A 22821-nucleotide genomic window follows, 5' to 3' on the forward strand; every position below is an offset into this window, starting at 1 on the left:
GGCGTCACCACTCGGTCTTGAGCCGCCGCTTCTCCTGCTCGCTCGGCGGCACGTCCATCGTCTGCAGGGTGAACCCCATGACGTCGCTGAAGACCGGGGCCGCGACGTCGCCGCCGAAGATCGAGCTGTGCGGGCTCTTGAGGAAGACGGACACGGTGTACCGGGGGTCGTCGGCCGGCGCTACGCCGATGAACGACGCCATGTAGGTCCAGCCGCCGCTGCCGGTGGGCATCTGCGCGGTACCCGTCTTGCCCGCCACCCGGTAGCCCGGCACGGCGGCGTTCTTGCCCGTGCCCTCGTCCCCGGTCACGGTCTCCATCATCTCGACCAGGGTGTCGGCGGTCTCCTCGGAGATCACCCGCTTGCCCGGCTCGCGCTCCGCCGGCGTCCTGGTGCCGTCCGGGCTGGTCGAGCCCTCGAAGAGCGTCGGCGTCATGCGCACGCCGCCGTTCGCCACCGTCGAGAACACGCTCGTGGCCTGCATGGCGTTGACGGACAGGCCCTGGCCGAACAGCACCGCGTACTGCGTGCGGCCGTCCCAGTCCGCGACGTCGGCGGGCGGCATGAGGCCCACGGACTCGCCCGGCAGGCCCAGGCCCGTCGGCGCGCCGAAGCCGAACTTGTACAGGTAGTCCTGCCGCGTCTGCAGCGGGATCTTCTCGCCGGCCTGCACGGTGCCCGTGTTCGACGACTGGGCCAGCACCCCGGTCAGCGTCAGCCGCTCCACCGGGTGCTCGTGCGAGTCACGGAAGGTCTGCCCGTTGGGCGTCGTGTAGGAGTAGGGCACGGTGAACCGGCTGTCCGGCGTCCAGTAGCCGCCCTCCAGGGCGGCGGCCATCGTGACCACCTTGCCCGTCGAGCCGGGGTCGAAGACGTCCTTGACGGCGCGCGACCCGCCCGCAACGGCCGCCGTCGACCGGTCGTTCGGGTCCGTGGAGCCCGAGTCCGCGAGCGCCACGAGCTCGCCGGTGCGGATGTCCTGCACGATGACGATCCCGTACTCCGCGCCGGTGGTCCGCTTGGCCTCGTCGATGGAGTCCTGCGCCTTCCACTGGATGTCGTGCACCAGGGAGAGCTGGATGCTGTCGCCCGGCACCGCCGGGACGGACTCCTGGCCGGCGGCCGGGATGCGCAGGCCGTCGAGGCTGCGCTCGTAGGTGTCGGAGCCGGGCGTGCCCGCCAGCAGGTCGTCGTAGGCCAGCTCGATGCCGCCCTGCCCGGCCTGCTCCTCGTTCACGAAGCCGACCAGCGAGCCCGCCACCGTGCCGGACGGGTAGGTGCGCCGGGAGGTCAGGTCGGTGCGGATGTACGCGCGGATCTCCAGGTCGGCGATGGCGCGCTGCACCTGGGGCACCACGTTCTTGGCGAGCACGCGGTAGCGCGACTCGCCCACGAGCTTGGCCGCCAGCTCGTTCTTGGGCTCGTCGAGGATCGGCGCGAGCAGCTGGGCGATGCCCAGGGCGCCGTTCTCCACCTTGTGGCCGTCGGCGTCGACGCGGCCCGCGCCACGGAAGTCCTCGATCGCCTTCGGGTCGCCGACCACGGTGTACCGGTCCACCGAGGTGGCCAGCACCACGCCGTTGGCGTCCGTGATGTCGCCGCGGTGCGCAGGCGTGACCGCGGTGGCCGTGCGCTGGGCCTCGGCCTTCGCGGCCAGGGTCGGCCCCTCGATGAGCTGCACGTGGACCAGCCGCACCAGGAAGACGAGCACGACCACGGCCGCGATGCCGACCAGCCAGCGCTGCCGCATCTCCGGCCGGCCGGGCCTCGGCGGCAGCGGGCGCGCCACCCGGGACCGGGCGGGCCGGGCCTGGGCCGGGGACGCGCGGGGACCGTCGGGTGCCTGAAGGCCCAGCCGCGTGCTGGTGGCACGGGGCTGGGCCTTGGCCGGCTGCTTCCTGGCGGGCTGCTTCTTGGCCGGCTGCTTCCTGGCCGGCTGCTTCGCCTGGCGCGGCGGCGTGGAACGCGGGCCGGCAGCGCGCCCCGAGGGGGTGCGCTGCCGGCCCGCGCCGGACGTCGAGCCCGTCACTGGTCCGTACCCTTCACCACCTTGCCGGTGCGGACACTGACCATGGTGGGGTTCTCCGCGGGCACCATGCCCAGGCTGCGGGCCTTGTCCGGCAGGTCCGTCTCGGCGGCGCTCAGGCCCTCCTCCAGCACCTGCACGTCCTGGGCGGTCTGCGCGACGTCGCCCTGCAGCTGCGACATCTCGTAGGAGCCCCGGGCGAGCGTGGTGTTCAGCACGAGGACGGCCACGAGCGAGCCGATCATCAGGGTGGCGCACAGGACGAAGAACGGCACCCGACTCTTCGCGTGCAGCGGCGCGCGGACCACGTCCAGGCGGCGGCCGCGCTGCGCGGCACCCCCGGAGATGGCGGTCAGCGGCGCCCTGCGGGTGCGGGGCAGCTCGGCCGGACGGACTGCGCGGGCCGTCGCGGCGTTGGTAGCACTCATCGGCGGTCCTCCTTCGCTGTGTGGTGCGTGCTGGTGCGGTTCAGCAGGTGCTCGGGCGTCGGACGGAGACGGCGGGCGGCGCGCAGCCGGACCGAGGCCGAGCGCGGGTTGCGCTCCAGCTCGGCGGCGTCCGCCTCCTCCGCGCCCCGTGTGAGCGCCTCGAGATAGGGCCGGTGGGTCTCGGGCTCGACGGGCAGCCCCGGCGGGGCCGACGACGTCGTGCCCTGCGCGATGGCGCGCTTGACGATCCGGTCCTCGAGCGACTGGTACGACTCCACGACGATGCGGCCGTCCACGGCGAGCGCCTCGATCGCGGCGGGCACGGCGCGCTCGAGCACCTCGAGCTCGCCGTTCACCTCGATACGTAGCGCCTGGAAGGTGCGCTTGCCCGGGTGGCCGCCGGTCTTGCGGGTCGCGGCGGGTATGACGGCGCGCAGCAGGTCGACGAGCTCACCGCTGCGGTCCCACTCCCGCTCGGCTCGACGCCGGACGATCGCTCGCGCGATCTTGCCCGCGAACCGCTCCTCGCCGTACTCCCGCAGGATCCGCGCGAGGTCACGCTCGTCGTACGTGTTGAGCACGTCGGCCGCCGTCAGCTCCTGGGTGGAGTCCATGCGCATGTCGAGCGGCGCGTCCTGCGCGTAGGCGAAGCCGCGGTCGGTCTCGTCGAGCTGCAGCGAGGACACCCCGAGGTCCATGAGCACGCCCTGGACGGCGCCGCCGGCGTGCGCGTCGACCACCTCGGTGATCTCGTCGTACACCGCGTGCACCGGCGTGAAGCGGTCGCCGAACCGGGCCAGCCGCTCGCCCGCGAGGGCGAGGGCCTGCGGGTCGCGGTCGATGCCGATCACGCGGGCGGCGGGAAGCTGCTCCAGGACGGCCTCGGTGTGGCCACCCATGCCGAGCGTGCAGTCCACCAGGACGGACCCGGGCTCGGCGAGCGCCGGGGCGAGCAGGTCCACGCAGCGCTGGAGCAGCACCGGGAGGTGGCGGTCGGCGGCGTCTCCGCCGGGGCCGTTGCCGGTCGCGTTCATCGGTGTCTCCCTCCTGCGTCGTGCGGGTCCTGCCGTGGTGCTGGTCATGCGTGGTGCCTCGTGCTCGTGGCGCTCGTACTGCTCGTACATCCGGGCGGGCCGCCCGGTCAGGTCTCCCTCCGCACGGTTCCGGCGGCGGGGAAGTGCGCCGGATCCTGCGGGAGGAGGCCTGACCGTGCGGCCGGTCAGCCCACCTGTCCTAGAAGCTCAGCCCGGGGAAGATCTCCTCGGCCTGATCGATGTAGTCGGGTTCGGTCTGCTCCTGATATGTGGCCCAGGCCTGCGCGTCCCACACCTCCACGCGGGTACCGACCCCGATCACGACCACCTCTCGGTCGAGACCGGCGTACTCGCGCAGGTGCGTCGGGATGGAGACCCGGCCCTGCTTGTCCGGGACCTCGTCGCTCGCTCCCGCCAGGAAGTTTCGCGTGTAGTCCCGTGCTGCCTTGCTCGTCACCGGCGCCTGCCGGATCTGGGTGTAGATCTGCTGGAACTCGTCCATCGGGAGGAGGAAGAGGCACCGCTCCTGCCCCTTGGTCATGACCAGACCGCCGGACAGGCGCCCCCGGAACTTGGCGGGAAGGATCAGGCGCCCCTTCTCGTCGAGCTTCGGGGTGTACGTACCGAGGAGCAGACCCAGACCTGCGAAACCTTCCGCCATCGCAGTCATGGGCCGACACCTCCTTCCGCTCCCGCATACTCCACGCTACTCCACTTTCCACCACCACACTCGGAAAAACGATGGGGAGAACTGCCCAGCGACCCTCAATGCGCAGGTCAAAGAGGTAAAGAGCAGGTGGAGTAAATTCATGTCCGGCGTGGCGTGGAATGTCGGATCAGGTCGCGCGGGGCCGCATCCCGCCAGGCGTGCGCGACCTGGCCGGACGTCGTTTCACCAGGGCGAAACAAGCTCTCGGATCTGTGAAGACCGCGTGATGCACTCAACAGAGTGCTTTACATCTCTACTAGGCTGGACCAGCCGGGCGGGCGTTCTCGCCGCGGCTTCCGAACAGCGCGTACCCGCGCGAGAAACCGGCCTGACTCCCGGCCCGATGGAGGTCCCCCCAGTGCACACGGAACCCACCACCTCCGGCCTCTCGGACCCTCGTTACGGCGGCGCGGCCGCCGCACAGCCGGCGCCCGGACCCGGCGCGCTCGACGAGCTCGTGGAGACCATGGCCCGGGTCCGGGGTGCCGTGGAGTCCGTCGTGACCGGCCGGCCCGGCCTGGCCGACATCACGCTCGCCGTCCTGCTGGCCGAGGGCCACCTGCTCGTCGAGGACGTGCCCGGCGTCGGCAAGACCACGCTCGCCAAGGCGGTCGCGCGCAGCATCGACTGCCACGTGGGCCGCATCCAGTTCACGCCCGACCTGCTGCCGAGCGACCTCACCGGCGTCAACATCTTCCGCACCGGCAGCCACGAGTTCGAGTTCCGCCCGGGCCCGGTGTTCAGCAACATCGTCATCGGCGACGAGATCAACCGCGCCTCGCCCAAGACCCAGTCCGCGCTGCTGGAGTGCATGGAGGAGGGCCAGACCACCGTCGACGGCACCACCCACCAGCTCCCCCGGCCGTTCCTCGTGGTCGCCACCCAGAACCCGGTGGAGATGGAGGGCACCTACCCCCTGCCCGAGGCGCAGCGCGACCGGTTCATGGCCCGCATCACCGTGGGGTACCCCGACATCGACGCCGAGATGCTCATGCTCGACCGGCAGGAGGCCACCACGCCGCTGGCCCACCTGGAGGCCGTGACCGACGGGCGCACGCTGCTGCGGTTCTCCGCGCTCGTGCGCTCGCTCTACGCCTCCCCCTCGGTCAAGCGCTACGTGGTGGGCCTCGTCGGCGCCACGCGCGAGCACCCCGGCCTGCGGCTGGGCGCCTCGCCGCGCGCCTCGCTCCAGCTCCTGCGGGCCGCCAAGGCCATCGCCGCCATGGCGGGGCGCGACCACGTGCTGCCCGACGACATCCAGCGGCTCGCCCGGCCCGTCCTGGCGCACCGCCTCATCCTCACCACCGAGTCCCGGCTCGGTGGCGTGACGCCGGAGACGCTCGTCGACGAGATCGTGCAGCGCACGCCGGTGCCGGCGCTCGAGCCCGCCGACCGGCGGCAGTTCTGAGCGGCCAGGGCGGCAAGCGCATGAGGTGGCGTGACACGCTCGCCCGGATCAGCCGGGTCCGGCTCACCCCCCGCGGCATCGGGGCGGCCTGCGTGGGCGGCGTCCTGATCCCGCTCGGGCTGGTGCTCACCCTGCCCGACCTCGTCGGGCTCGGCGCGGCGGCCCTCATCGCCGTCACCGTGGCCTGGCTGGTGATCGGCACCCAGCGGCTCGAGTCGGGGCGCGGCGCCCTGCACGTGACGCGTGCCGTGGCACCCAACCCCGTGGTCCGCGACCGGACGGCGGACGTGAGCCTCCTGGTCGCCGCGCACCAGGCCTCCGGCGCCGCGTACGAGCGGCTCTCCCGCCTGCGGCTGTCGGAGCAGGCGGCGCACGAGCTCGCCGGGCACCAGGGCATCCGCGCCCGGGTGTCCGCGCGGGCCGACCGGATCACCGTGCACTACTCGCTCACCCCGATGCGCCGCGGCCGCTGGTCGCTGGGCCCGTTGCTGACCACCCGGACCGACGTGTTCGGCCTGGTCCGCGCCACCCAGCCGCTCGGCAGCCCCACGCAGGTGCCCGTGTGGCCCCGCACCGTCGAGCTCGCCGTCCGCACGCGCGCGGTGGGCGACGTCGACCACTCCGCCACGGGCGCGCGCCTACAGTCCACCGACGACTCCGTGCTGCGCGAGTACGTCGCCGGCGACGACCCGCGCCGGGTCCACTGGGCGAGCGCGGCCCGCCGCGGCCAGCTCATGGTGCGCGCCGACGAGAGCGCCGGCGTGCGCCCCGTGACCGTGCTGCTCGACCGCTCGCTGCTGCCGCACTGGCAGGAGTCCGGGAGCATGCGCCGCCCCGCGGCCGTGGACGACGGCGAGTGGGCGGTCGAGCTCGCGGCGTCGATCGCCACCTCGTTCCTCGACGCCGGCCACCCGGCGCGCCTGGTGACCACGAGCGTGGCCCCCAGCCTGGAGGGCGAGCGGTTCGCGACCACCCGGGCCAGCCGGTCCGCGCTGCTGGACGCCTGCGTCGACATCCGCGGCCACCGCGGCAACGCCGAGGGGCAGCACGCCATCAGCACCACCGCGCGGGCCCTGCGGCTCGCGCGGGTGCCCGGCGAGATCGTCGTGACGGTGCTGGGCCCGCAGGGGCCCGACGCGCGACACGACCTGGCCGCCCTCGGCGCGGAGGGCACCTGCTGGGCGCTCCTGGTGGCGCCGCACGGTGCGGGCTTCCAGCACGAGCTGGACCAGACGGCGGCCGAGCTGCGCGCGTCGAGCTGGCACGTCAGCACGTGCGAGGCGCGCACCGACCCGGAGCGCGCCTGGGCCCTGCTCGCGGAGCGTGCGCCGTGATCCCCGCGCACCGCGGCCCGCTGGTCCGCACCGTCGCCTCCGGCGTGCTCGTCGCGATCGCCGTGATCGCCTCCATGCACGCGCTCCGGCTCGTCATCGACCCCGGGCCCTGGCTCACCGCGGGCACGACGGGCGTCCTCCTGGTCTCGACCACCACCTGCGTGGTGCGCTACCTGCTGCTGCGCACCGCCGTGGACCGGGCCGCGGCCCGTCGCGCCGCGGGCCAGGGCGCGAGCGCCGACCGGGCCGCCGACCGCGCCGCGGGCGGCGCGTCCTTCATCGCCACGGCGGCCGGCCTCGTGGTCGCCGTCTGGTTCGTCCTGGCCCGCTACGGCGGTCCCGGCCAGCGGTTCGAGCCGTTCGTGGGCCCGGACTCCGTGGAGCAGGTCCTCGAACGGTTCCGCCAGGCCACCGAGCTGATGAACACGCAGGTGGCCCCGGTGGACCCCGGGCCGGCCATCAGCATGGTCGCCGTGGGCGGCACGCTGCTGGTGCTGCTCGTGGTGGACTCGCTCGCCGGAGCCCGCATGCCAGGCTTCGCCGGGGTGCCGCTGCTCCTCCTGTGGACGCCGCCGCTCACCCTGATCGGCGACGTGCCGTGGCCCGTCTTCGTCATCAGCGTCACCGCGATGCTCCTGCTGCTCACGGTCGACCCGGTGGGCGTGACGCCCGGGCGGCGCGGCGACTCCGAGTCCGCGGCCGTACGCCGCGCGCAGCGGTTCCGCTCCGGCATCACCGCGCTGACGTCCGTCGCGGTCGCCGCCACCTCGCTCGGCGTCGCGACCGGCATGGCCGCGCTGCCGGCGCTGGCGGGCACGTGGAACCAGCTCATCTCCACGCCGTCCGACACGGTCGAGCTCTCCTCCGAGCTCGACATGCGCCAGCCGCTGAGCGCCCGCTCGGGCAACACGGTGCTGACCTACACGATGGCCGACGGCGAGCCGACCGGCCCCCTGCGCGTCATGACCCTGACGGCGTTCGACGGCGTGCAGACCAACCGGAACGTGCCCACGGGTGGCCTCGCGGACTTCGACGCGTCGACCGTCCTCGCGCCGCCCGGTGAGGGGGCGACGGGCCAGGGCCGCCAGATGGACGTGCAGATCGGGCAGCTCGACGGCTCGGAGCTCCCGCTGCCGCTCGAGCCCCGGCGGGTCGACGTGGACGGCGACTGGGCCTACGACCCGCTCCGGGACGAGGTGCGAGGCGGCGAGGGCACCCAGCAGGGCGCCCCGTACACGGTCGAGATCGTCGACCGCGGGCTCACCCCGGAGCTGCTCCGGGCCGTGCCCAGCGGGGGCGACCCCCGGTCGGCCGGCTACACGGAGGTGCCGGACACCGAGCACCGGGACGACATCGCCGACTACGCCCAGCGGGTCGCCGGCGACGCGCCGACCCGGTTCGACGCCGTGGTCGCGCTCCAGAACCACCTGCGCTCCGGCGCCGGGTTCGTGTACAACCCGGACGCCGACTACCGGGGCTCGTCCGACACCGTCTGGGACTTCCTGCAGAACAAGGAGGGCTACTGCACGCAGTACGCCCTGTCGATGATGGTGATGGCCCGCAGCCTCGACATCCCGGCCCGGATCGGCGTCGGCTGGCTGCCCGGCCGGCCCGACGGCACCGGCGGCTACCGGGTCACGGGCCAGGACTCGCACGCCTGGCCCGAGATCTACTTCCCGTCCGTGGGCTGGGTCCGCTTCGAGCCCACGCCGCAGGTACAGACCGGCCCGCTGCCCGCGTACGCGAACCCGACCACCGGCAACGCGCCCAGCGCCTCCCCGACGCCCTCGCGGGCGCCCGAGGTGCCCACGCAGCAGCCGTCGGAGCGGCCGGACGAGTCCGAGGCGGCCGCCACCCAGAGCGCGTCCGGCAACCAGGTGTCCGACCAGACCCTGCCCGGCTGGGCCTGGGTGGTCGCGGTCATCGTGGCCCTCGGCGTGCTCGGCGGGGCGGCCTGGCTGCTCCTGCGACGCCGCACGGAGGTCGAGGAGCTCGACCCGGAGCGGGCGTGGGCGCGGGTGCTGGCCCTGCTCGCCGAGCGGGAGGTCCGCCTCGGGCCCTCGGTCACGCTGCGCCGCGCGCCGGCCGTGATCGCGGACGAGATCCGCACGCGCACGGGCGCCCCCCTGCCCGACGACGTCGCCGAGCGGCTCACCGCCCTGGCCGACGCCGCCGAGGACGAGCGTTACGCCCGCGCCTCGACGCCGCCGTCCGCCGCGGAGCTCGAGGAGCTCACGACGTCGGTCACGGCGGAGCTGACGGAAGCCCTCGCCCGCAAGGCTTGACCGGGGTGACATGACAGGAGCCGGGCCCCGAGGGGCCCGGCTCCTGTCATGTCGGCGGTCCGCTGACGCGGATCACCGGAAACGGTTGGCCGGCTAGCGGCCACCCTGGTTGCGCCGGTTCTCCCAGCGCTCTTCGAGGCGGGCGAGGAAGCCGCCGGAACGACCTCCACCCTGCCGCTTGCGGGCCTTGCGTGCTGCCCCGGTAGGGGGCTGGACCGTGCCGTCTTCGCCGACGACCCCGACCGGACCCTCCTGCTGCTTCTTGCGCGGTCCGAGGAACGCGAAGACCACACCCGCGAACATCAGCACGAAGCCGATGGCCCCGAGCCAGGTACGCGACGTCGCTGCACCGACGACAAGAAGAAGCAGGCCGACGACGACGCCGGCCCCGGACAGCACATAACGGAGCGCGTTACCACGACCTGTGGACTGGAGCGTGTTCGCCAGCCGCGGGTCGTCTGACGTCAGAGCACGCTCCATCTGCTCCAGCACCCGCTGCTCGTACTCGGACAGAGGCATCGAGACCCCCGGATCTCGCAAAGGAACAGTGTCCCTCTCAGGATAGGACGACCCGGCCGTCGTTGGTAGTCGACATCCCGGGCATACCCATGACTATAGGGGCAGATCAGTAAAGATGCGTGCCGTTCTTGCGATGTACACCCAGGTCGATCGCCGTTTTCCCAAACTTCTCACGCACGGCGTCGAGCGCCAGCTCCGCCTCGCGCTGTGCACCGGAGCGCGGATCGACCGCCTCCTCCAGCGTGGGCTGCTGGGCGGAACCACCGCGTTGCATGAGGTTTTCACCCCGGACCCCCACCAGGCGCACCGGAAGACCACCCAGGTCGACCGCCGCGACGAGCTCGCGAGCCACCAGATAGATCTCGCGGGCAACGTCCGTGGGGCCGTCCAGGGTGCGGGAGCGGGTGAACGTCGCGAAGTCGCTCGAACGCACCTTCACCGACACCGTGCGCGCCAGCACGCCCTGGTGCCGCAGCCGCGCCGCGACCCGGTCGGACAGCTCCAGCACCCGCCGGTTGACCGCCTCGGTGTCGTCCTGGTCCGTGCCGAACGTGGTCTCCGCGCCGATGCTGTGCTCGCGGTGCTCGGGCACCACGGGGCGCGGGTCCCGCCCCCAGGCGAGGTCGTGCAGGTGCGCGCCGCTGACCCGGCCGACGGCGGCCTGCAGGCTCGGCAGGTCGGTGTGGGCCAGCTCGGCCACCGTGGTGATGCCCCAGGCGGCGAGCGACTTCTCGGTCTTGTCCCCCACACCCCACAGGGCGCCGACGGGCAGGGTGTGCAGGAAGTCGACGGTCGCGTCCACCGGCACCAGCATCAGGCCGTCCGGCTTGGCGTGCGTGGACGCCAGCTTGGCCACGAACTTGTTCCGGGCGATGCCCACCGAGGCGGTGACACCGTGCTCGGCCTCGATGCGCCGGCGCAGCTCGGCACCGATCACCGTGGGCGGCCCCAGGCGGCGCCGGGCGCCGCTGACGTCCAGGAAGGCCTCGTCCACGCTGATCTGCTCCACGAGCGGCGTGACCTCGTGCAGGAGGCCCATGACCGACCGGGACACGTCGCGGTACAGGTTGTGGTCGGGCCGGACGACGACGGCCTGCGGGCACAGCAGGCGCGCCCGAGTCATCGGCATGGCGGACCGGACGCCGAACGCACGCGCCTCGTAGGTGGCCGCCAGCACCACCCCGCGCTCCTGCCCGCCGACGATGACCGGCAGGCCGCGCAGCTCGGGCCGCCGGGCCAGCTCGCAGGACGCGAAGAACGCGTCCATGTCCAGGTGCAACACCGAGCAGCCGGACTCGTCCGACCCCCAGTCCCGTCTCGCCGCCGCTGACCGCGGCCCCTTGCTCACGAACCTGCTCCGTTCTTGCTGTTGCGCCTGTCAGGAGGCCTCGGGCACCAGGGACAGCCGCTGGGTCGCGAACCCGGTCTGCGGGTCCACGAGCATCGCGACCTCGTCCCGGAAGTCCTCGGCGCACGCGAGCAGCTCGTCCGCCCGCGCGGGCTCGACCTGCTCCGGGCGGCCGGCGTCCACGGCCGCCCGCAGGGGCGCGCCGGAGGCGAAGTAGCCCGACCAGGCCGCGAGGTCCGGCTCGGCGTGCGCGAGCATGTCCCACACCGTACGCGCTCCCGAGCGCGCCGACGGGCGGCCACGCAGGGCCACGACGGCCGCGGCCGCCCGGATCGCCGCGAGGTGCGCGTGCACGAACCGGTCCCCCGGGTCGGCGGAGCGCGCCGCCTCGGCGAGCTCCGCGTCCGCCTTGCGCAGGAGCGCACTGACCCCCGGCGGGACGGCGCGCGGCACGAGCATGCGTGCCGAGACCACGTCCCGACCGCCCTGAGACTGCATGGTGCCCATCTCGAACCTCCGATCGAACCCCTTGTGCGACACTATCGAACATACGTTCTATCCTGTCAAGCGGGCCGCTGGTCCGGGAGAGACTGTCCTCATGGCCCGCCGCTCCGCCCGACGCCGCCCATCCTCCTCCGCACCACTGACACTCCCCGCCGAGCTGCCCCTGGGCCCCGTGCCGATCACCACGGGCACCGCCGAGGTGGTTCGCGACCCCGACTTCCCACAGCGGGTGACGCTGCACGTCAACGGCGTGCCGAGCTCCAGCCTGGACCTCGCCGACCCCGGTTTTCTCGACTTCGAGTACATGCAGCAGATGGCCGCGTTCGTGGCGCTCCTGCCGCCCGGGCCGCTGCGCGTGCTGCACCTCGGCGCGGCCGGCAGCGCGTTCGCCCGGCACGTGGAGCACGAGCGGCCCGGCTCCCGCCAGCTCGGCGTCGACCTGGACCCGCGCCTGCTGGAGCTCGTGCGCGAGTGGTTCGCCCTGCCGCGCTCGCCCCTGCTGCGCCTGCGGGCCGACGACGCCGGCCGCGCCCTGGCCTCCGCGCACGACGCCTCCTACGACGTCGTGGTGCGCGACGTGTTCGCGGGCGACCGCACCCCGGAGCACCTGGTGGGCACGGGGTTCGCGGCCGAGGCCCACCGGGTGCTGCGGCCCGGCGGCGTGCTGCTGGTCAACTGCGCCGACCGGCCGCCGCTGACCACGGCCCGGCGCGAGGTCGCGAGCCTCGCCGCGGCGTTCGGGCCCGACGCCGCCGCGCAGGGCCGCCTGGCCGCCGTCGCCGAGCCCGCGATCCTCAAGGGCCGCCGGTACGGCAACCTGGTGCTCGCGGCCGTCCGCGAGGTGCCCGAGGACGAGCAGGACGCCCAGCAGCCCGACCTGCGCGACCCGCGCCTGGGGCGCGCCCTGCGGACCCTGGCGGTGCCCGCCACGCTGCTGGCGGGCGAGGACGCCACGGCGTTCGCCGGCACGGCGGCGCCGCTGCCGACGGCCACCCCCTGACACGAACGCAAGAAGGGCCGCGCTCCCCCGGGGGGAGCGCGGCCCTGCTCACGAGTTACGTCAGAGCGGCACGACTGCTTCCGCCTGCGGACCCTTGGGACCCTGCGTGATCTCGAACTCGACCCGCTGGGCCTCCTCGAGAGACCGGTACCCGTTGGACTGGATTGCGGAGTAGTGCACGAAGACGTCGGCGCCGCCGCCGTCCTGGGCGATGAACCCGTAGCCCTTCTCCGCGTTGAACCACTTCACAGAACCCTGCGCCATGCTGTCCTTCGACCTTCCGTCCGGGATCCGACGGCGAGCCCGTTGCCCGCCCCCGTGCCGCAATGCTTTCCCGACTTGCTCACGACACGGCGGACGTGGCCTTGGTATGTCACTGCAACGTGCGCCAGTGTGGCATGGACCACTCAAATGTGCCACGGAACACGCACATTTCTGCCGCAGCTATGACACACCGGGCCGCGAACTTGCCTGGAACACCAGCTCACGCGCTATTTCCTGGCGAGTGAGCCTGCGGCTACGCTCCGGCTCACTCGCCGTTCTGCTGTGCGAGGAATCGCTCGAACTCCGCGCCCAGCTCGTCGGCGCTCGGGATCGGCGTGGTCTCCGCGAGCAGGCTCGGGCGGCCGATGGAGCGGGCGAACGCGTCGTACTGCTCCTCCAGCGCCTTGACCACGGCGGCGATCTCGGTCGACTCCGCGACCTGCTTCTCCACCTCGATCTTGGCGTCGGTCGCGGCCTCCTCGAGACCGCCGATCGCCAGGTCCAGCCCGGTCGCGCGCTCGATGTGCTGCAGCCCGACGACCGTGGCCGGCGGGTACTGCGACTGCGCGAGGTAGTGCGGCACGTGCACGGTGAACCCGAGCGCGTCGTGCCCCGACTCGCCCAGGCGGTACTCCAGGAGCGCGGCCAGCGAGCCCGGCACCTTCACGCTGCCGAACCACGAGGTGTAGTCGTCGACCAGGCCGGGCCGGGTCGCGTGCGCCGTCAGCGACAGCGGGCGGGTGTGCGGCAGCCCCATCGGGATGCCCTGCACGCCCACCACGAGGCTCACGTTGAAGCGCTCCACGAGCTGGGTGAGCGCCGCCACGACGCGCTCCCACTGCAGGTCCGGCTCGGCGCCGTGCAGCAGCAGGAACCCGGTGCCCTCGGCGTCGGTCAGGTGGTCGACGGCGAGGTAGGGGGCCTGGTAGTCGGCCCACCGGTCGGAGTCGAACGTCATGGTCACCCGCTTGGAGCGGTAGTCCAGCAGCTGGTCCACGTCGAACGTCACCAGACGCTCCACGCGGAACTCGTCGATCAGGTGCTCGACGGCGAGGTCGCCCGCGCTGCCGGCGTCCACGAAACCGCGGACGGCGTGCAGCATGACGGGTCCGTCGGAGCTGCCGGGCACGCTGCGACCCAGCGTGCGCTCCACCGCTGCCTCGTCGACGTCGTAGATGCCCTGGGGGTCAAGCACGTGCGCTCCCTCGCTCGTCGGAGTACTGCCGATCACCCGATCCGAAAGGGTGTCTGCTCTGGTCCAACGCAGCGGGGGCCGGCTGTCTTCCCGTTACGCCCTGAGCGTCGTGAGAAAGCCCGGCTCAGCGGCCGGGCAGGCGCACCACGGAGACGAAGAAGTCGTCGATCTGGCGCACCACGTCGATGAACCGGTCGAAGTCGACCGGCTTGGTCACGTACGCGTTGGCGTGCAGCGAGTACGAGCCGACGACGTCCTCCTGGGCGTCCGACGTGGTCAGCACGACCACCGGGATGTGCCGCAGCATGGGGTCGCCCTTGGCGACGGCCAGCACCTCGAGCCCGTCCATCTTGGGCAGGTTGAGGTCCAGGAGCACCAGGTCGGGGGTCGGCGCCTGGGCGTACTGCCCCTGCTTGCGCAGGAACTCCAGCGCGCTCACACCGTCGCCCACCACGGAGACGTTGTTCGGGACACGGTGGTCCTCGAAGGCCTCCCGCGTCATCAGGACGTCGCCCGGGTCGTCCTCCACGAGGAGGATCTCCATCACCTTCTGACCGCTCACGTTGACCACCCGGCCCGTACCTGTCCCATGATGTCGGCATCGCCGGGCCCCCTCGTCGCGGCCCGCCGTCGGCCCTGGTCAGGCCGCCTCATTGAAGCGTAGTCGACTGCGCCCGTTCGGTCGAAAGGCGCCCCGTGCCGGGCTGGCCCTGCCGCCGGGCCAGCGTGAACCGCACGATGGTGCCGCCGCCGTCGGCCGGCTCGATCCAGATGCGGCCCTTGTGGTACTCGACGATCCGTTTGACCAGCGAGAGGCCGATCCCGGTGCCCGCGTACTGCTCGCGCGAGTGCAGCCGCTGGAAGATGACGAACACCCGCTCGGCGTACTGGGCGTCGATGCCGATGCCGTTGTCCACCACCGAGATCTCCCAGTGCGCGCGCATGCTGCGCACCTCGATCCGCACGCTGGGCGGCCGGTCGGGGTCCCGGAACTTGAGCGAGTTGCCGATCAGGTTGACGAAGATCTGCTGGAGCAGCGCCCGCTCGCCGTGCACCACGGGCATCGGGTCGTGCACGATCTCGGCGTCCGCGGCCGTGATCCGCTCGGACAGCTCGGCGAGCGCCGCGGTCAGCACGCCCTCCAGCTCGACGTCCTCGCGGGGCACGCCCGTGCGGCCCACGCGCGAGAAGCTCAGCAGGTCCTGGATGAGCCGCTGCATGCGCTTGGCGCCGTCCACGGCGAACTCGATGTACTGGTCGGCGCGGTCGTCGAGGGAACCGCCGTACCGCTTCTGCAGGAGCTGCGTGAAGCTGGCCACCTTGCGCAGCGGCTCCTGGAGGTCGTGCGAGGCCACGTAGGCGAACTGCTCCAGGTCGCGGTTGGACCGCTCGAGCTCGCGCGCCTGCTCGCTGAGCAGGGTGTGCGCGTTCTCGACCTCCTGGTGCGACAGCCGGATCTCCTCGACCTGGTGCACGAGCTCGCGGCGCATGGTCTCGACGTGCATGGCCAGCAGGGCGACCTCGCCCGTGCCGGCGGGCCGGATCTCCCGCCCGAGCACGCCGCTGCTCACCACGCGGACGGCGGCGGTGAGCTCCGTGAGCGGCCGGATCACCCACGACTCCAGGGCGAGCCACATCATGGTGCCCATCAGCACGACCACGAGCACGAGCGTCGCGACGGCGCCCAGCAGCAGCCGCTCCCAGACGGCCCGGGTGGCCACGACCTCGTCGCGCTGCGCGCTCAGCTCGGCCAGGTACTGGGAGACGGCGTCGTTGGCGGCCTCGTACAGCGCGTCGCCCCGGGAGATCGGCGGGGCGGTGCTCAGCAGCTCCATCTGGCAGGCCATCTGGCCGGCGGGCGCCGCCTCGACGGCCGCGACCACGGGCTCGGCGTACTCGTCGAACCAGGCGTCGGTGCGCCGCACGGCCTCCTCGTACGCCTGGAGCACCTCGGCGTCGGAGGCCAGCGCCCGGCGCTCGACGTCGGCCAGGAGCATGATGCGGCCGCTCGCCCCGACGGCGCGGGTCCAGGGTTCCAGCGCGGCCTCGTCGCAGGTGGCGCGGTAGGCGCTGACCGACGCGTCGGCGTCGGCGAGCGCCACGGAGGCCCGTTCGCCGTCGACCAGGGCGCGGTAGTAGGGGCCGTCGGCGCGGGCGTCGAGGCCGCGGGACTGGACCAGGGCGAGCACCGCGACGGCGAGCGCCAGCACGAGCATGGCCGCGACGGCGCCGAGCAGGCGGGCGAGGCGGCGGCGCATCGACACACCGGTGAACCGGTGCTCGTCCGGCACTAGCGTCATGCCCGCGACCACTCCACCGAGTCGGCCAGGGTCGAGGTGCGCTCCCCCGGTTCGGTGGCGCCGGCGCCGGCCCAGCCGACGAACAGCAGCGCGGCGTCGTCGACCAGGGGGCCGCCGTGCAGGGCGCGCACGCGGCGCAGCACGCGGGTGACGACCTCGTCGGTGCCCTGGTCCATCTCGTGCTCGACGACGCTGCGCAGGCCGTGCGCCCCGAGGCGCGGCATGCGCCCGTGGGCGCTGGGCGGGAGGATCGGCGTGCCCTCGGGGTCGGCGCCGACCGCCGCCTCGACGAGCCCGTCGGTGTAGAGCACGGCGGTCCACACCTCGGGCAGGTGCACGCGGTGTGCGGTCCAGCTGCCCTCGACGGGGATGCCCAGGGCTCGGCCGCGGTCGGAGGACGGCAGCTCCTCGCACTGGTGGGTCACGGGCGTGGTCCGGCCGGCGGGCGTCTGCGGCACCACGAGCAGGGGCGGCAGGTGCCCGGCGAGGTAGACGTCCATGTGCGAGCGGTCGGGCGAGATGACGGCCTGGCAGATGGTGACGAACACCTCGGGCCGGCCGCGCTCCGCGAGGAGCACGCGCTCGAGCAGCGGCAGCACGTCGTCGGCGGGGGTGTCGGCCAGCACGAGGGTGCGCCAGGCGGTGCGCATCGCCGCGCCGAGCGCGGCCTCGTCGGGGCCGTGCCCGGCGACGTCGCCGATGACGGTGACCAGGGTGCCGTCGGGGCGCTCCACGGTGTCGAAGAAGTCGCCGCCGAGCAGGCCGTTGCCGCCGGGCAGGTAGCCGACCATGACGGAGACCCGCTCGTCGGTGACGAGCTCCTTGGGCAGCAGGGCGCGCTCCAGGCGGGTGGTCTCGGCGGCACGCACCTCGCTGCGGAACAGCGCGATCTGCTGGGCGGCCGAGCGGCGGCGCAGCGTGGCGTAGCGCAGGCAGCGGGCCAGCCCGTCGCCGTCCACCTCGCCCTTGACCAGGTAGTCGTCGGCGCCGTTGGCGACGGCGGCCGAGCCCAGGTCGTGCGCCGTGTTCCCGGTGAGCACCACGACGGCGGGCTGCACCGGCAGCACCTCGATGCCGGCCATGACGCGGCGCAGGGCGCCCAGCCCCTCGGCGTCGGGCAGGCCCAGGTCGAGCAGCAGGCAGTCCACGGCGACCATGGACAGGATGTTGAGGGCCTCGTCCACGGAGCGGGCGCGGTGGAGGTCCGCGCGCAGGTCGGACTCCACGTCCGCGTCGGCCAGGAGCTCGCTCACGAGGAAGGCGTCGGCGTCGTCGTCCTCGACCAGGAGCACCGAGATCGGGCCGTCGAGCCGGGCCGGGCGCGCCTCTGCGCCGGGCCCGCCTGAGGGCCTCGCAGAACCCGCTCCGCCCGGTGCCATGGCGGCGATCCTATCCAGCGTGACGAGGCCCTGTCAGCGGACAGGCCGACGGGTGAGCAATAATGGTCGGCCGGTTGATTGCGACCGGACAGATCTCGCTGGTGGAAAGACGGAGGCTCCCTGGTGAAACACGGAGGTAGGGCGTGACGGGAATCGCGGGCGAGCTGGCCCACGAGCAAGCAGTCGTCGACACGATGTACGTCCGCTTGGACACCCTGCGCGGCACCACCGCGAACCGGCTGCGGAACGTGCGCCTGGAGGGCGCCTCCGGGACGCACCAGAACCGCAGCGAGCGCGACGCGTTCGCGACCATGTACGAGGACCGGGCCGCGCAGCTCGACGCGGTCGAGGACCGCCTGGTCTTCGGCCGGCTGGACCTGTCCGACGGCGCGACCCGCTACGTGGGGCGCATCGGCCTGACGGACGCCGAGCACCGCTCGATGCTCACGGACTGGCGCGCGCCGGCCGCGGAGGCGTTCTACCGGGCCACGGCGCTGCACCCGGGCGACGTCCGGCGGCGTCGGCACCTGGTGACCAAGGGCCGCGCGGTGACCGGCCTGGAGGACGAGGTCCTGGACCTCGACGCCGAGATCGACGCCGACGCGCTGTCCGGCGAGGGCGCGCTGCTGGCGGCGATGGCCCAGGGCCGTACGGGCCGGATGACGGACATCGTCGCGACCATCCAGGCCGAGCAGGACCGCATCATCCGCTCCGACCTCACCGGGGCACTCGTGGTCCAGGGCGGGCCGGGCACGGGCAAGACCGCGGTGGCGCTGCACCGCGCCGCCTACCTCCTGTACGCGCACCGGCGCCTGCTGGAGCGGTCCGGCGTGCTGGTGGTCGGGCCGTCGAGCGCGTTCCTGCGGTACATCGACCAGGTGCTGCCCTCCCTCGGCGAGACCGGCGTGGTGTCCACCACGATCGGCAGCCTGCTGCCGGGGGTCCGGGCGACCGGGGTCGACGAGGGCCAGGTGGCCCGGCTCAAGGGCCTGCTGCTGTGGCGCAAGGTGATCCGCCGGGCGGTGCGGGCGCGCGAGCGCGTGCCGCGGCACCCGGTCGAGGTGCGGGTCGAGGGGCACGACTTCGTGATCCAGCCCCGCGACGTCGCCGACGCGATCGCCCGCGCCCGCCGCACGCACAAGCCGCACAACCTGGCGCGCGCGTCGTTCGTGCGCGACATGCTCGGGCGGCTGGCCGACCAGTACCGCGACTTCGACGGCGCCCCGCTGTCGTCCGAGGACCGCGCCTCGGTGGTCGAGGACCTGCGCTCCGACCGCGACGTCCGCGTGGCGCTCAACATCGCCTGGCTGCCGATCACGCCCGAGCGGCTCGTCTCCGACCTGTACGCCAAGCCCCACCGGCTGGCCGAGGCGGCGCCGGAGCTGTCCGAGCGCGAGCGGCGCCTGCTGGCCCGCGAGCCGGGCGCGCCGTGGACCGAGTCGGACGTGCCGATCCTGGACGAGGCGTACGAGCTGCTGGGCGAGGACGACTCCCTGGCCCGGGCCGAGGCCCAGCTCCGCGAGGCCGAGCAGGCCCGGGAGGTCGAGTACGCGCGCAACGTGCTGTCCGCCACGGGCGCGGGCGGCGGCCTGGTCGACGCCGAGACGCTCGCCTCCCGCTTCGCCGCCACCGGCCCGTCACTGACCACGGCGGAGCGCGCCGCCGCAGACCGGTCCTGGACCTACGGCCACGTGGTGGTCGACGAGGCGCAGGAGCTGTCCCCGATGGCCTGGCGGGCGCTGGTGCGCCGCGTGCCGACGCGCTCGATGACCATCGTCGGCGACGTCGCCCAGACCTCGTCGGCGGCCGGTGCCCGCAGCTGGGACCGCATGCTCACGCCGCTGCTGCGCGACGGGTGGCGGCTGGCCGAGCTCACCGTCTCCTACCGCACGCCGGCCACGGTGGCCGACACCGCCCAGCGGGTCGCACGGGCGGCCCGGCTGCCCGTCTCCGACCTGCGGGCGGCGCGCGACGTCGAGGGCTCCCTCGACGCGGTCCGCACCGCGCCGGGACCGGACGGGGTGCCGGACGACGCCGCCGTGGTCGCCGAGGCCGTGGGCCTGGTCAAGGAGTTCGTGGGGCCCGACGCCGGCCGCGTGGCCGTCGTCACGCCGCCGGCCCACGTGGCACGGCTGGCCGACGCCGTGGGCGGGGCGCTGGCCGACGCCGTCGGCGCCGAGGAGGCCGACCGGCTCGCGGCCCAGCGGCCGGAGGACGCGCAGGTGACCGTGCTCAGCCCGCGCGAGACCAAGGGCCTGGAGTTCGACGCCGTCGTGCTGGTGGAGCCGGCCACGATCGCGGAGGGCGCCGGCGGCACCAGCGATCTCTACGTGGCGATGACCCGGCCGACGCAGCGCCTCGTGGTGCTGCACGCCCGCGACCTGCCCGAAGGGTTCTGACGACGGGGCCCCGTCCACCTGCCGTCCCAGCAGGCGGGACGTGGGCCCCATCCGTTTGTCGCTCGCCCGCACCCTGGCGCACCATGGGTGCGTGCAGCGAGCCCTTCTCCTCGAGAACGTCCACCCCACCTCCGTCCCGATCCTCGAGTCGGCCGGGTACGAGGTCGACTACCGCAAGGGAGCCCTCGACGAGGACGAGCTGATCGCCGCCCTCGACGGCGTGCAGCTCCTCGGGATCCGGTCCAAGACCGAGGTGACCGCGCGGGTGCTGGCCGAGTCCGACAGCCTGGTCGGCGTGGGTGCCTTCAGCATCGGCACCAACCAGATCAACCTGACGGCGGCCGCCCACCGCGGCGTCGCGGTGTTCAACGCGCCGTTCTCCAACACGCGCTCCGTCGTGGAGCTGGCGATCGCGGAGATCATCTCCCTGACCCGCCGCATGACCGAGCGCGACCGCGCCCTGCACTCCGGCGTCTGGGACAAGTCGGCGGACGGCTCGCACGAGGTGCGCGGCCGCACCCTCGGCATCGTGGGCTACGGCAACATCGGCTCGCAGCTCTCCGTGCTCGCCGAGAACCTCGGCATGTCCGTCATCTTCTTCGACACCGCCGAGAAGCTGGCGCTCGGCAACGCGCGCCGCGTCGAGACCCTCGACGAGCTCCTGGAGACGGCGGACATCGTCACGCTGCACGTGGACGGCCGCTCCGGCAACGCCGGCCTGTTCGGCGAGAAGCAGTTCGACCGCATGAAGCCGGGCGCGATCTTCCTCAACCTGTGCCGCGGGTTCGTGGTCGACGTCGACGCCCTGGCCGAGCGCATCACCTCGGGTCACCTGTCGGGCGCCGCAGTCGACGTCTTCCCGGAGGAGCCCAAGAAGCGCGGCGACGCGTTCGAGTCGGTGCTGCGCGGCCTGCCGAACGTGATCCTCACGCCGCACGTGGGCGGCTCCACCGAGGAGGCGCAGGAGGCGATCGGCCAGTTCGTGGCCAAGAAACTCAGCGACTACGTGACGACCGGGTCGACGATGCTCAGCGTCAACCTGCCGAACCTGCAGCTCGAGCACACGGGGGTGGGCCGCATCAAGCTGCTGCACCGCAACGTGCCGGGCGTGCTGGCCACCGTGAACCAGATCTTCGCGGACCACGGTGCCAACATCGAGGGCCAGATGCTCGCGACGCGCGGCGACATCGGCTACGTGGTCACCGACATCTCGGACGTGACCGAGCGGGGTGCGTCCAAGAAGCTCCAGGCGCTGGAGGCGACCATCCGCCTGCGGATCCGCGACGCCTTCGAGCGCCCCGAGTTCCCGCCGGGACCGGCGGCCCGCTGAGCTGACGCTGGTCGAGCTCGTTTAGAGCGGTCTCGACAAGCTCGACCAGCGGTAGGCCAAGCTCGACCAGCGACCGCTCAGCTCAGGACCGAGTCCGGGATCTTGTACGCCGAGAACGCCTCGGCCACCTTGGCGTCGTCCAGGCCGTAGCGCTCCAGCGTGTACGCGTGCGCGCGGTGGCCGCTGCGGTCCAGGGCCGCGGCCAGGTTCGCGTCGTCCGTCGCGCCCCAGTCCAGACCCAGGTTCTCGAACAGGCCGTGCACCACCGTCTCGGGGTCCTTCATGAGGTCGTCGTAGACGACGTCGATCACGGCGTCGTCGGGCAGCTGCTCGCGCAGGGCGACGGCGCGCTCCACGCCGCGGGCCGAGATGTCCAGCCACTCCTGGCCGATGCGCTCCAGGTCGATGCGGCCGGGCTTGATGTACATGACCTGCGTCGCCTCGGCCATGGAGCAGCCGGACGCGACCGTGGCGCCCGGCGCACGGTGCGTCCAGACGAAGCGCGCCCCGGGGAACGCCGCCAGGATCTCCGGCATGCGCCACAGGTCCATCGGGTGCTTGAGCACCCAGCGCTCCGGGGCCTCGCCCGCGGCCATGATCTGCAGCGCGCTGCGCAGGAACCGGTAGTCCTCGGTGAGGTCCGCGTTCGCCACCCAGTCGAGGTAGCGCGGCGCGGGACCCCACGTCGCGTACATCTCCGTGTGGGCGCGCAGCATGAAGTCCTCCTCCTCGCTGTCGGCGACCAGCGGGTGCAGGTGCCCCCACACGGGGCTGAGCTTGGCCACCGTCGCGTACCGCTTGCGGGCCTCGGCGATCAGCTTCTCGCGCTCCGCCTGCGGGCGCGGCAGGCCCAGGTTGTCCATCTCCCACAGCTTGGGGCCGCGGTTGCCGGGGTGCCGGGCGATCAGGTTGTACGTGAGCGTCGTGCCGGTCCGCGGCAGCCCGACGACGAACACCGGCGCCGTCACCGGCTCGTCCCGCACGTCGGGGCGGCTCGCCTGGACGTCGCGGACGATGGCGCGGTTGGTCAGCCGGGTCCGGATCTGGCTCTGCGTGCTCGACCAGCCCATGCCGCTCAGGTCGGGGTTGGCGGCGTGGTCGGCCAGGAGCAGGCGCAGCCCGTCCAGCGCCGCGAGCTCGTCGTCGCCGAGCGCGACGCGGCCGCTCTGGGCGTCGGCGAGCAGGCGCTCGAAGACGGCGTCCGGGTCCTTGCGGGTGCGCAGCCCGGGGGCGAGCAGCACGTTGAGAAGTCGAAGCAGCGGGGTGGCCTGGGGCATAGGGCACATCCTGCCCATCCGGCCCGGCGGCGACAAGCGACCCGGGGCGGCGGACCTGATCGTGACCTGCGGCATTGCTACT

19 protein-coding genes are annotated in these 22821 nt (G+C 73.2%); 6 read left to right on the top strand and 13 right to left on the bottom strand.

The genetic code is table 11. The features are described from left to right. Nucleotides 1-4: 4 nt before the first annotated feature. From H291_RS0119480 to mraZ, 4 genes are all read right to left on the bottom strand, one after another. Nucleotides 5-2029, bottom strand: a complete 2025-nt coding sequence (locus H291_RS0119480) for a peptidoglycan D,D-transpeptidase FtsI family protein (RefSeq protein ID WP_020016694.1) — start codon at nt 2027-2029, stop codon at nt 5-7. Beyond that, nucleotides 2026-2454 carry a hypothetical protein gene (locus H291_RS0119485; protein ID WP_020016695.1) on the bottom strand — a complete coding sequence of 143 codons (429 nt, stop codon included), beginning with the start codon at nt 2452-2454 and terminating at the stop codon, nt 2026-2028. Before H291_RS0119485 ends, H291_RS0119480 begins: the two co-directional genes overlap by 4 nt. Next, on the bottom strand, nt 2451-3488 hold the full coding sequence (gene rsmH / locus H291_RS0119490; RefSeq protein ID WP_020016696.1) for a 16S rRNA (cytosine(1402)-N(4))-methyltransferase RsmH: 1038 nt from the start codon (nt 3486-3488) through the stop codon (nt 2451-2453). The genes H291_RS0119485 and rsmH overlap by 4 nt, the downstream gene beginning before the upstream one ends. Nucleotides 3489-3687: 199 nt before the next feature. After that, nucleotides 3688-4158, bottom strand: coding sequence for a division/cell wall cluster transcriptional repressor MraZ (gene mraZ, locus H291_RS0119495; protein ID WP_020016697.1), 471 nt, complete (start codon nt 4156-4158; stop codon nt 3688-3690). A gap of 397 nt (nt 4159-4555) precedes the next feature. On the opposite strand from mraZ, the gene H291_RS0119500 reads away from it, so the two are divergent. The 3 genes from H291_RS0119500 to H291_RS0119510 are packed head-to-tail and all read left to right on the top strand — an operon-like array spanning nt 4556 to nt 9224. Further along, a complete protein-coding gene (locus H291_RS0119500; RefSeq protein ID WP_020016698.1) occupies nt 4556-5605 on the top strand; it encodes an AAA family ATPase in 1050 nt (349 codons plus the stop codon). Nucleotides 5606-5625: 20 nt separating this feature from the next. After that, nucleotides 5626-6939, top strand: a complete 1314-nt coding sequence (locus tag H291_RS0119505; RefSeq protein WP_020016699.1) for a DUF58 domain-containing protein — start codon at nt 5626-5628, stop codon at nt 6937-6939. Beyond that, nucleotides 6936-9224 carry a DUF3488 and transglutaminase-like domain-containing protein gene (locus H291_RS0119510; protein WP_020016700.1) on the top strand — a complete coding sequence of 763 codons (2289 nt, stop codon included), beginning with the start codon at nt 6936-6938 and terminating at the stop codon, nt 9222-9224. Before H291_RS0119505 ends, H291_RS0119510 begins: the two co-directional genes overlap by 4 nt. A 93-nt stretch (nt 9225-9317) precedes the next feature. Here H291_RS0119510 and H291_RS0119515 read toward each other — a convergent pair whose 3' ends face one another. The 3 genes from H291_RS0119515 to H291_RS0119525 form a co-directional block, all read right to left on the bottom strand. Continuing rightward, a complete protein-coding gene (locus H291_RS0119515) occupies nt 9318-9743 on the bottom strand; it encodes a DUF3040 domain-containing protein (RefSeq protein WP_020016701.1) in 426 nt (141 codons plus the stop codon). Between the two features lie 106 nt (nt 9744-9849). Further along, nucleotides 9850-11091, bottom strand: coding sequence for a DNA polymerase IV (locus tag H291_RS30840; protein ID WP_033327412.1), 1242 nt, complete (start codon nt 11089-11091; stop codon nt 9850-9852). 30 nt (nt 11092-11121) lie between these two features. After that, on the bottom strand, nt 11122-11598 hold the full coding sequence (locus H291_RS0119525) for an SAV_6107 family HEPN domain-containing protein (protein WP_232216115.1): 477 nt from the start codon (nt 11596-11598) through the stop codon (nt 11122-11124). A 91-nt stretch (nt 11599-11689) separates the two neighbouring features. On the opposite strand from H291_RS0119525, the gene H291_RS0119530 reads away from it, so the two are divergent. Then, complete coding sequence (locus H291_RS0119530) at nt 11690-12595, top strand: spermidine synthase (RefSeq protein ID WP_026365927.1); 906 nt, start codon at nt 11690-11692, stop codon at nt 12593-12595. Between the two features lie 60 nt (nt 12596-12655). Here the strand turns inward: H291_RS0119530 and H291_RS0119535 are convergent, their stop codons facing one another. From H291_RS0119535 to H291_RS0119555, 5 genes are all read right to left on the bottom strand, one after another. Further along, nucleotides 12656-12859, bottom strand: coding sequence for a cold-shock protein (locus H291_RS0119535; protein ID WP_020016705.1), 204 nt, complete (start codon nt 12857-12859; stop codon nt 12656-12658). Between the two features lie 265 nt (nt 12860-13124). Further along, nucleotides 13125-14054 (bottom strand): proteasome assembly chaperone family protein, encoded by a 930-nt coding sequence (locus H291_RS0119540; protein WP_020016706.1) that lies wholly within the window; start codon nt 14052-14054, stop codon nt 13125-13127. A gap of 124 nt (nt 14055-14178) precedes the next feature. Continuing rightward, a complete protein-coding gene (locus H291_RS0119545; RefSeq protein WP_033327489.1) occupies nt 14179-14598 on the bottom strand; it encodes a response regulator in 420 nt (139 codons plus the stop codon). Between the two features lie 106 nt (nt 14599-14704). Next, entirely contained in the window at nt 14705-16354 is a 1650-nt protein-coding gene (locus tag H291_RS30845) for a sensor histidine kinase (protein ID WP_198012553.1), read from the bottom strand. Beyond that, the gene (locus H291_RS0119555) at nt 16351-17733 is read right to left on the bottom strand and encodes a PP2C family protein-serine/threonine phosphatase (RefSeq protein ID WP_084468266.1); all 1383 of its coding nucleotides are present in this window, start codon (nt 17731-17733) and stop codon (nt 16351-16353) included. The genes H291_RS30845 and H291_RS0119555 overlap by 4 nt, the downstream gene beginning before the upstream one ends. A 143-nt stretch (nt 17734-17876) precedes the next feature. Here H291_RS0119555 and H291_RS0119560 point away from each other — a divergent pair, with 143 nt between their 5' ends. After that, nucleotides 17877-20132 carry a HelD family protein gene (locus H291_RS0119560; RefSeq protein WP_020016710.1) on the top strand — a complete coding sequence of 752 codons (2256 nt, stop codon included), beginning with the start codon at nt 17877-17879 and terminating at the stop codon, nt 20130-20132. 91 nt (nt 20133-20223) lie between these two features. After that, a complete protein-coding gene (gene serA / locus H291_RS0119565) occupies nt 20224-21462 on the top strand; it encodes a phosphoglycerate dehydrogenase (protein WP_033327492.1) in 1239 nt (412 codons plus the stop codon). Between the two features lie 77 nt (nt 21463-21539). Here serA and H291_RS0119570 read toward each other — a convergent pair whose 3' ends face one another. Continuing rightward, complete coding sequence (locus H291_RS0119570) at nt 21540-22739, bottom strand: sulfotransferase family protein (RefSeq protein ID WP_020016712.1); 1200 nt, start codon at nt 22737-22739, stop codon at nt 21540-21542. Between the last annotated feature and the right edge of the window lie 82 nt (nt 22740-22821).

The organism is Promicromonospora sukumoe 327MFSha3.1 (genome assembly GCF_000385135.1).
Taxonomy (GTDB): domain Bacteria; phylum Actinomycetota; class Actinomycetes; order Actinomycetales; family Cellulomonadaceae; genus Promicromonospora; species Promicromonospora sukumoe_B.

What these genes read in the sequence shown, in the direction of transcription:
- H291_RS0119515 (WP_020016701.1), bottom strand. Translation starts at nt 9,743, where the DNA reads ATGCCTCTGTCCGAGTACGAGCAGCGGGTGCTGGAGCAGATGGAGCGT.
- H291_RS0119505 (WP_020016699.1), top strand. Translation starts at nt 5,626, where the DNA reads ATGAGGTGGCGTGACACGCTCGCCCGGATCAGCCGGGTCCGGCTCACC.
- H291_RS0119535 (WP_020016705.1), bottom strand. Translation starts at nt 12,859, where the DNA reads ATGGCGCAGGGTTCTGTGAAGTGGTTCAACGCGGAGAAGGGCTACGGG.
- H291_RS0119570 (WP_020016712.1), bottom strand. Translation starts at nt 22,739, where the DNA reads ATGCCCCAGGCCACCCCGCTGCTTCGACTTCTCAACGTGCTGCTCGCC.
- H291_RS0119485 (WP_020016695.1), bottom strand. Translation starts at nt 2,454, where the DNA reads ATGAGTGCTACCAACGCCGCGACGGCCCGCGCAGTCCGTCCGGCCGAG.
- H291_RS30845 (WP_198012553.1), bottom strand. Translation starts at nt 16,354, where the DNA reads ATGACGCTAGTGCCGGACGAGCACCGGTTCACCGGTGTGTCGATGCGC.
- H291_RS0119555 (WP_084468266.1), bottom strand. Translation starts at nt 17,733, where the DNA reads ATGGCACCGGGCGGAGCGGGTTCTGCGAGGCCCTCAGGCGGGCCCGGC.
- rsmH (WP_020016696.1), bottom strand. Translation starts at nt 3,488, where the DNA reads ATGAACGCGACCGGCAACGGCCCCGGCGGAGACGCCGCCGACCGCCAC.
- H291_RS0119525 (WP_232216115.1), bottom strand. Translation starts at nt 11,598, where the DNA reads ATGGGCACCATGCAGTCTCAGGGCGGTCGGGACGTGGTCTCGGCACGC.
- H291_RS0119545 (WP_033327489.1), bottom strand. Translation starts at nt 14,598, where the DNA reads ATGGAGATCCTCCTCGTGGAGGACGACCCGGGCGACGTCCTGATGACG.
- mraZ (WP_020016697.1), bottom strand. Translation starts at nt 4,158, where the DNA reads ATGACTGCGATGGCGGAAGGTTTCGCAGGTCTGGGTCTGCTCCTCGGT.
- H291_RS0119530 (WP_026365927.1), top strand. Translation starts at nt 11,690, where the DNA reads ATGGCCCGCCGCTCCGCCCGACGCCGCCCATCCTCCTCCGCACCACTG.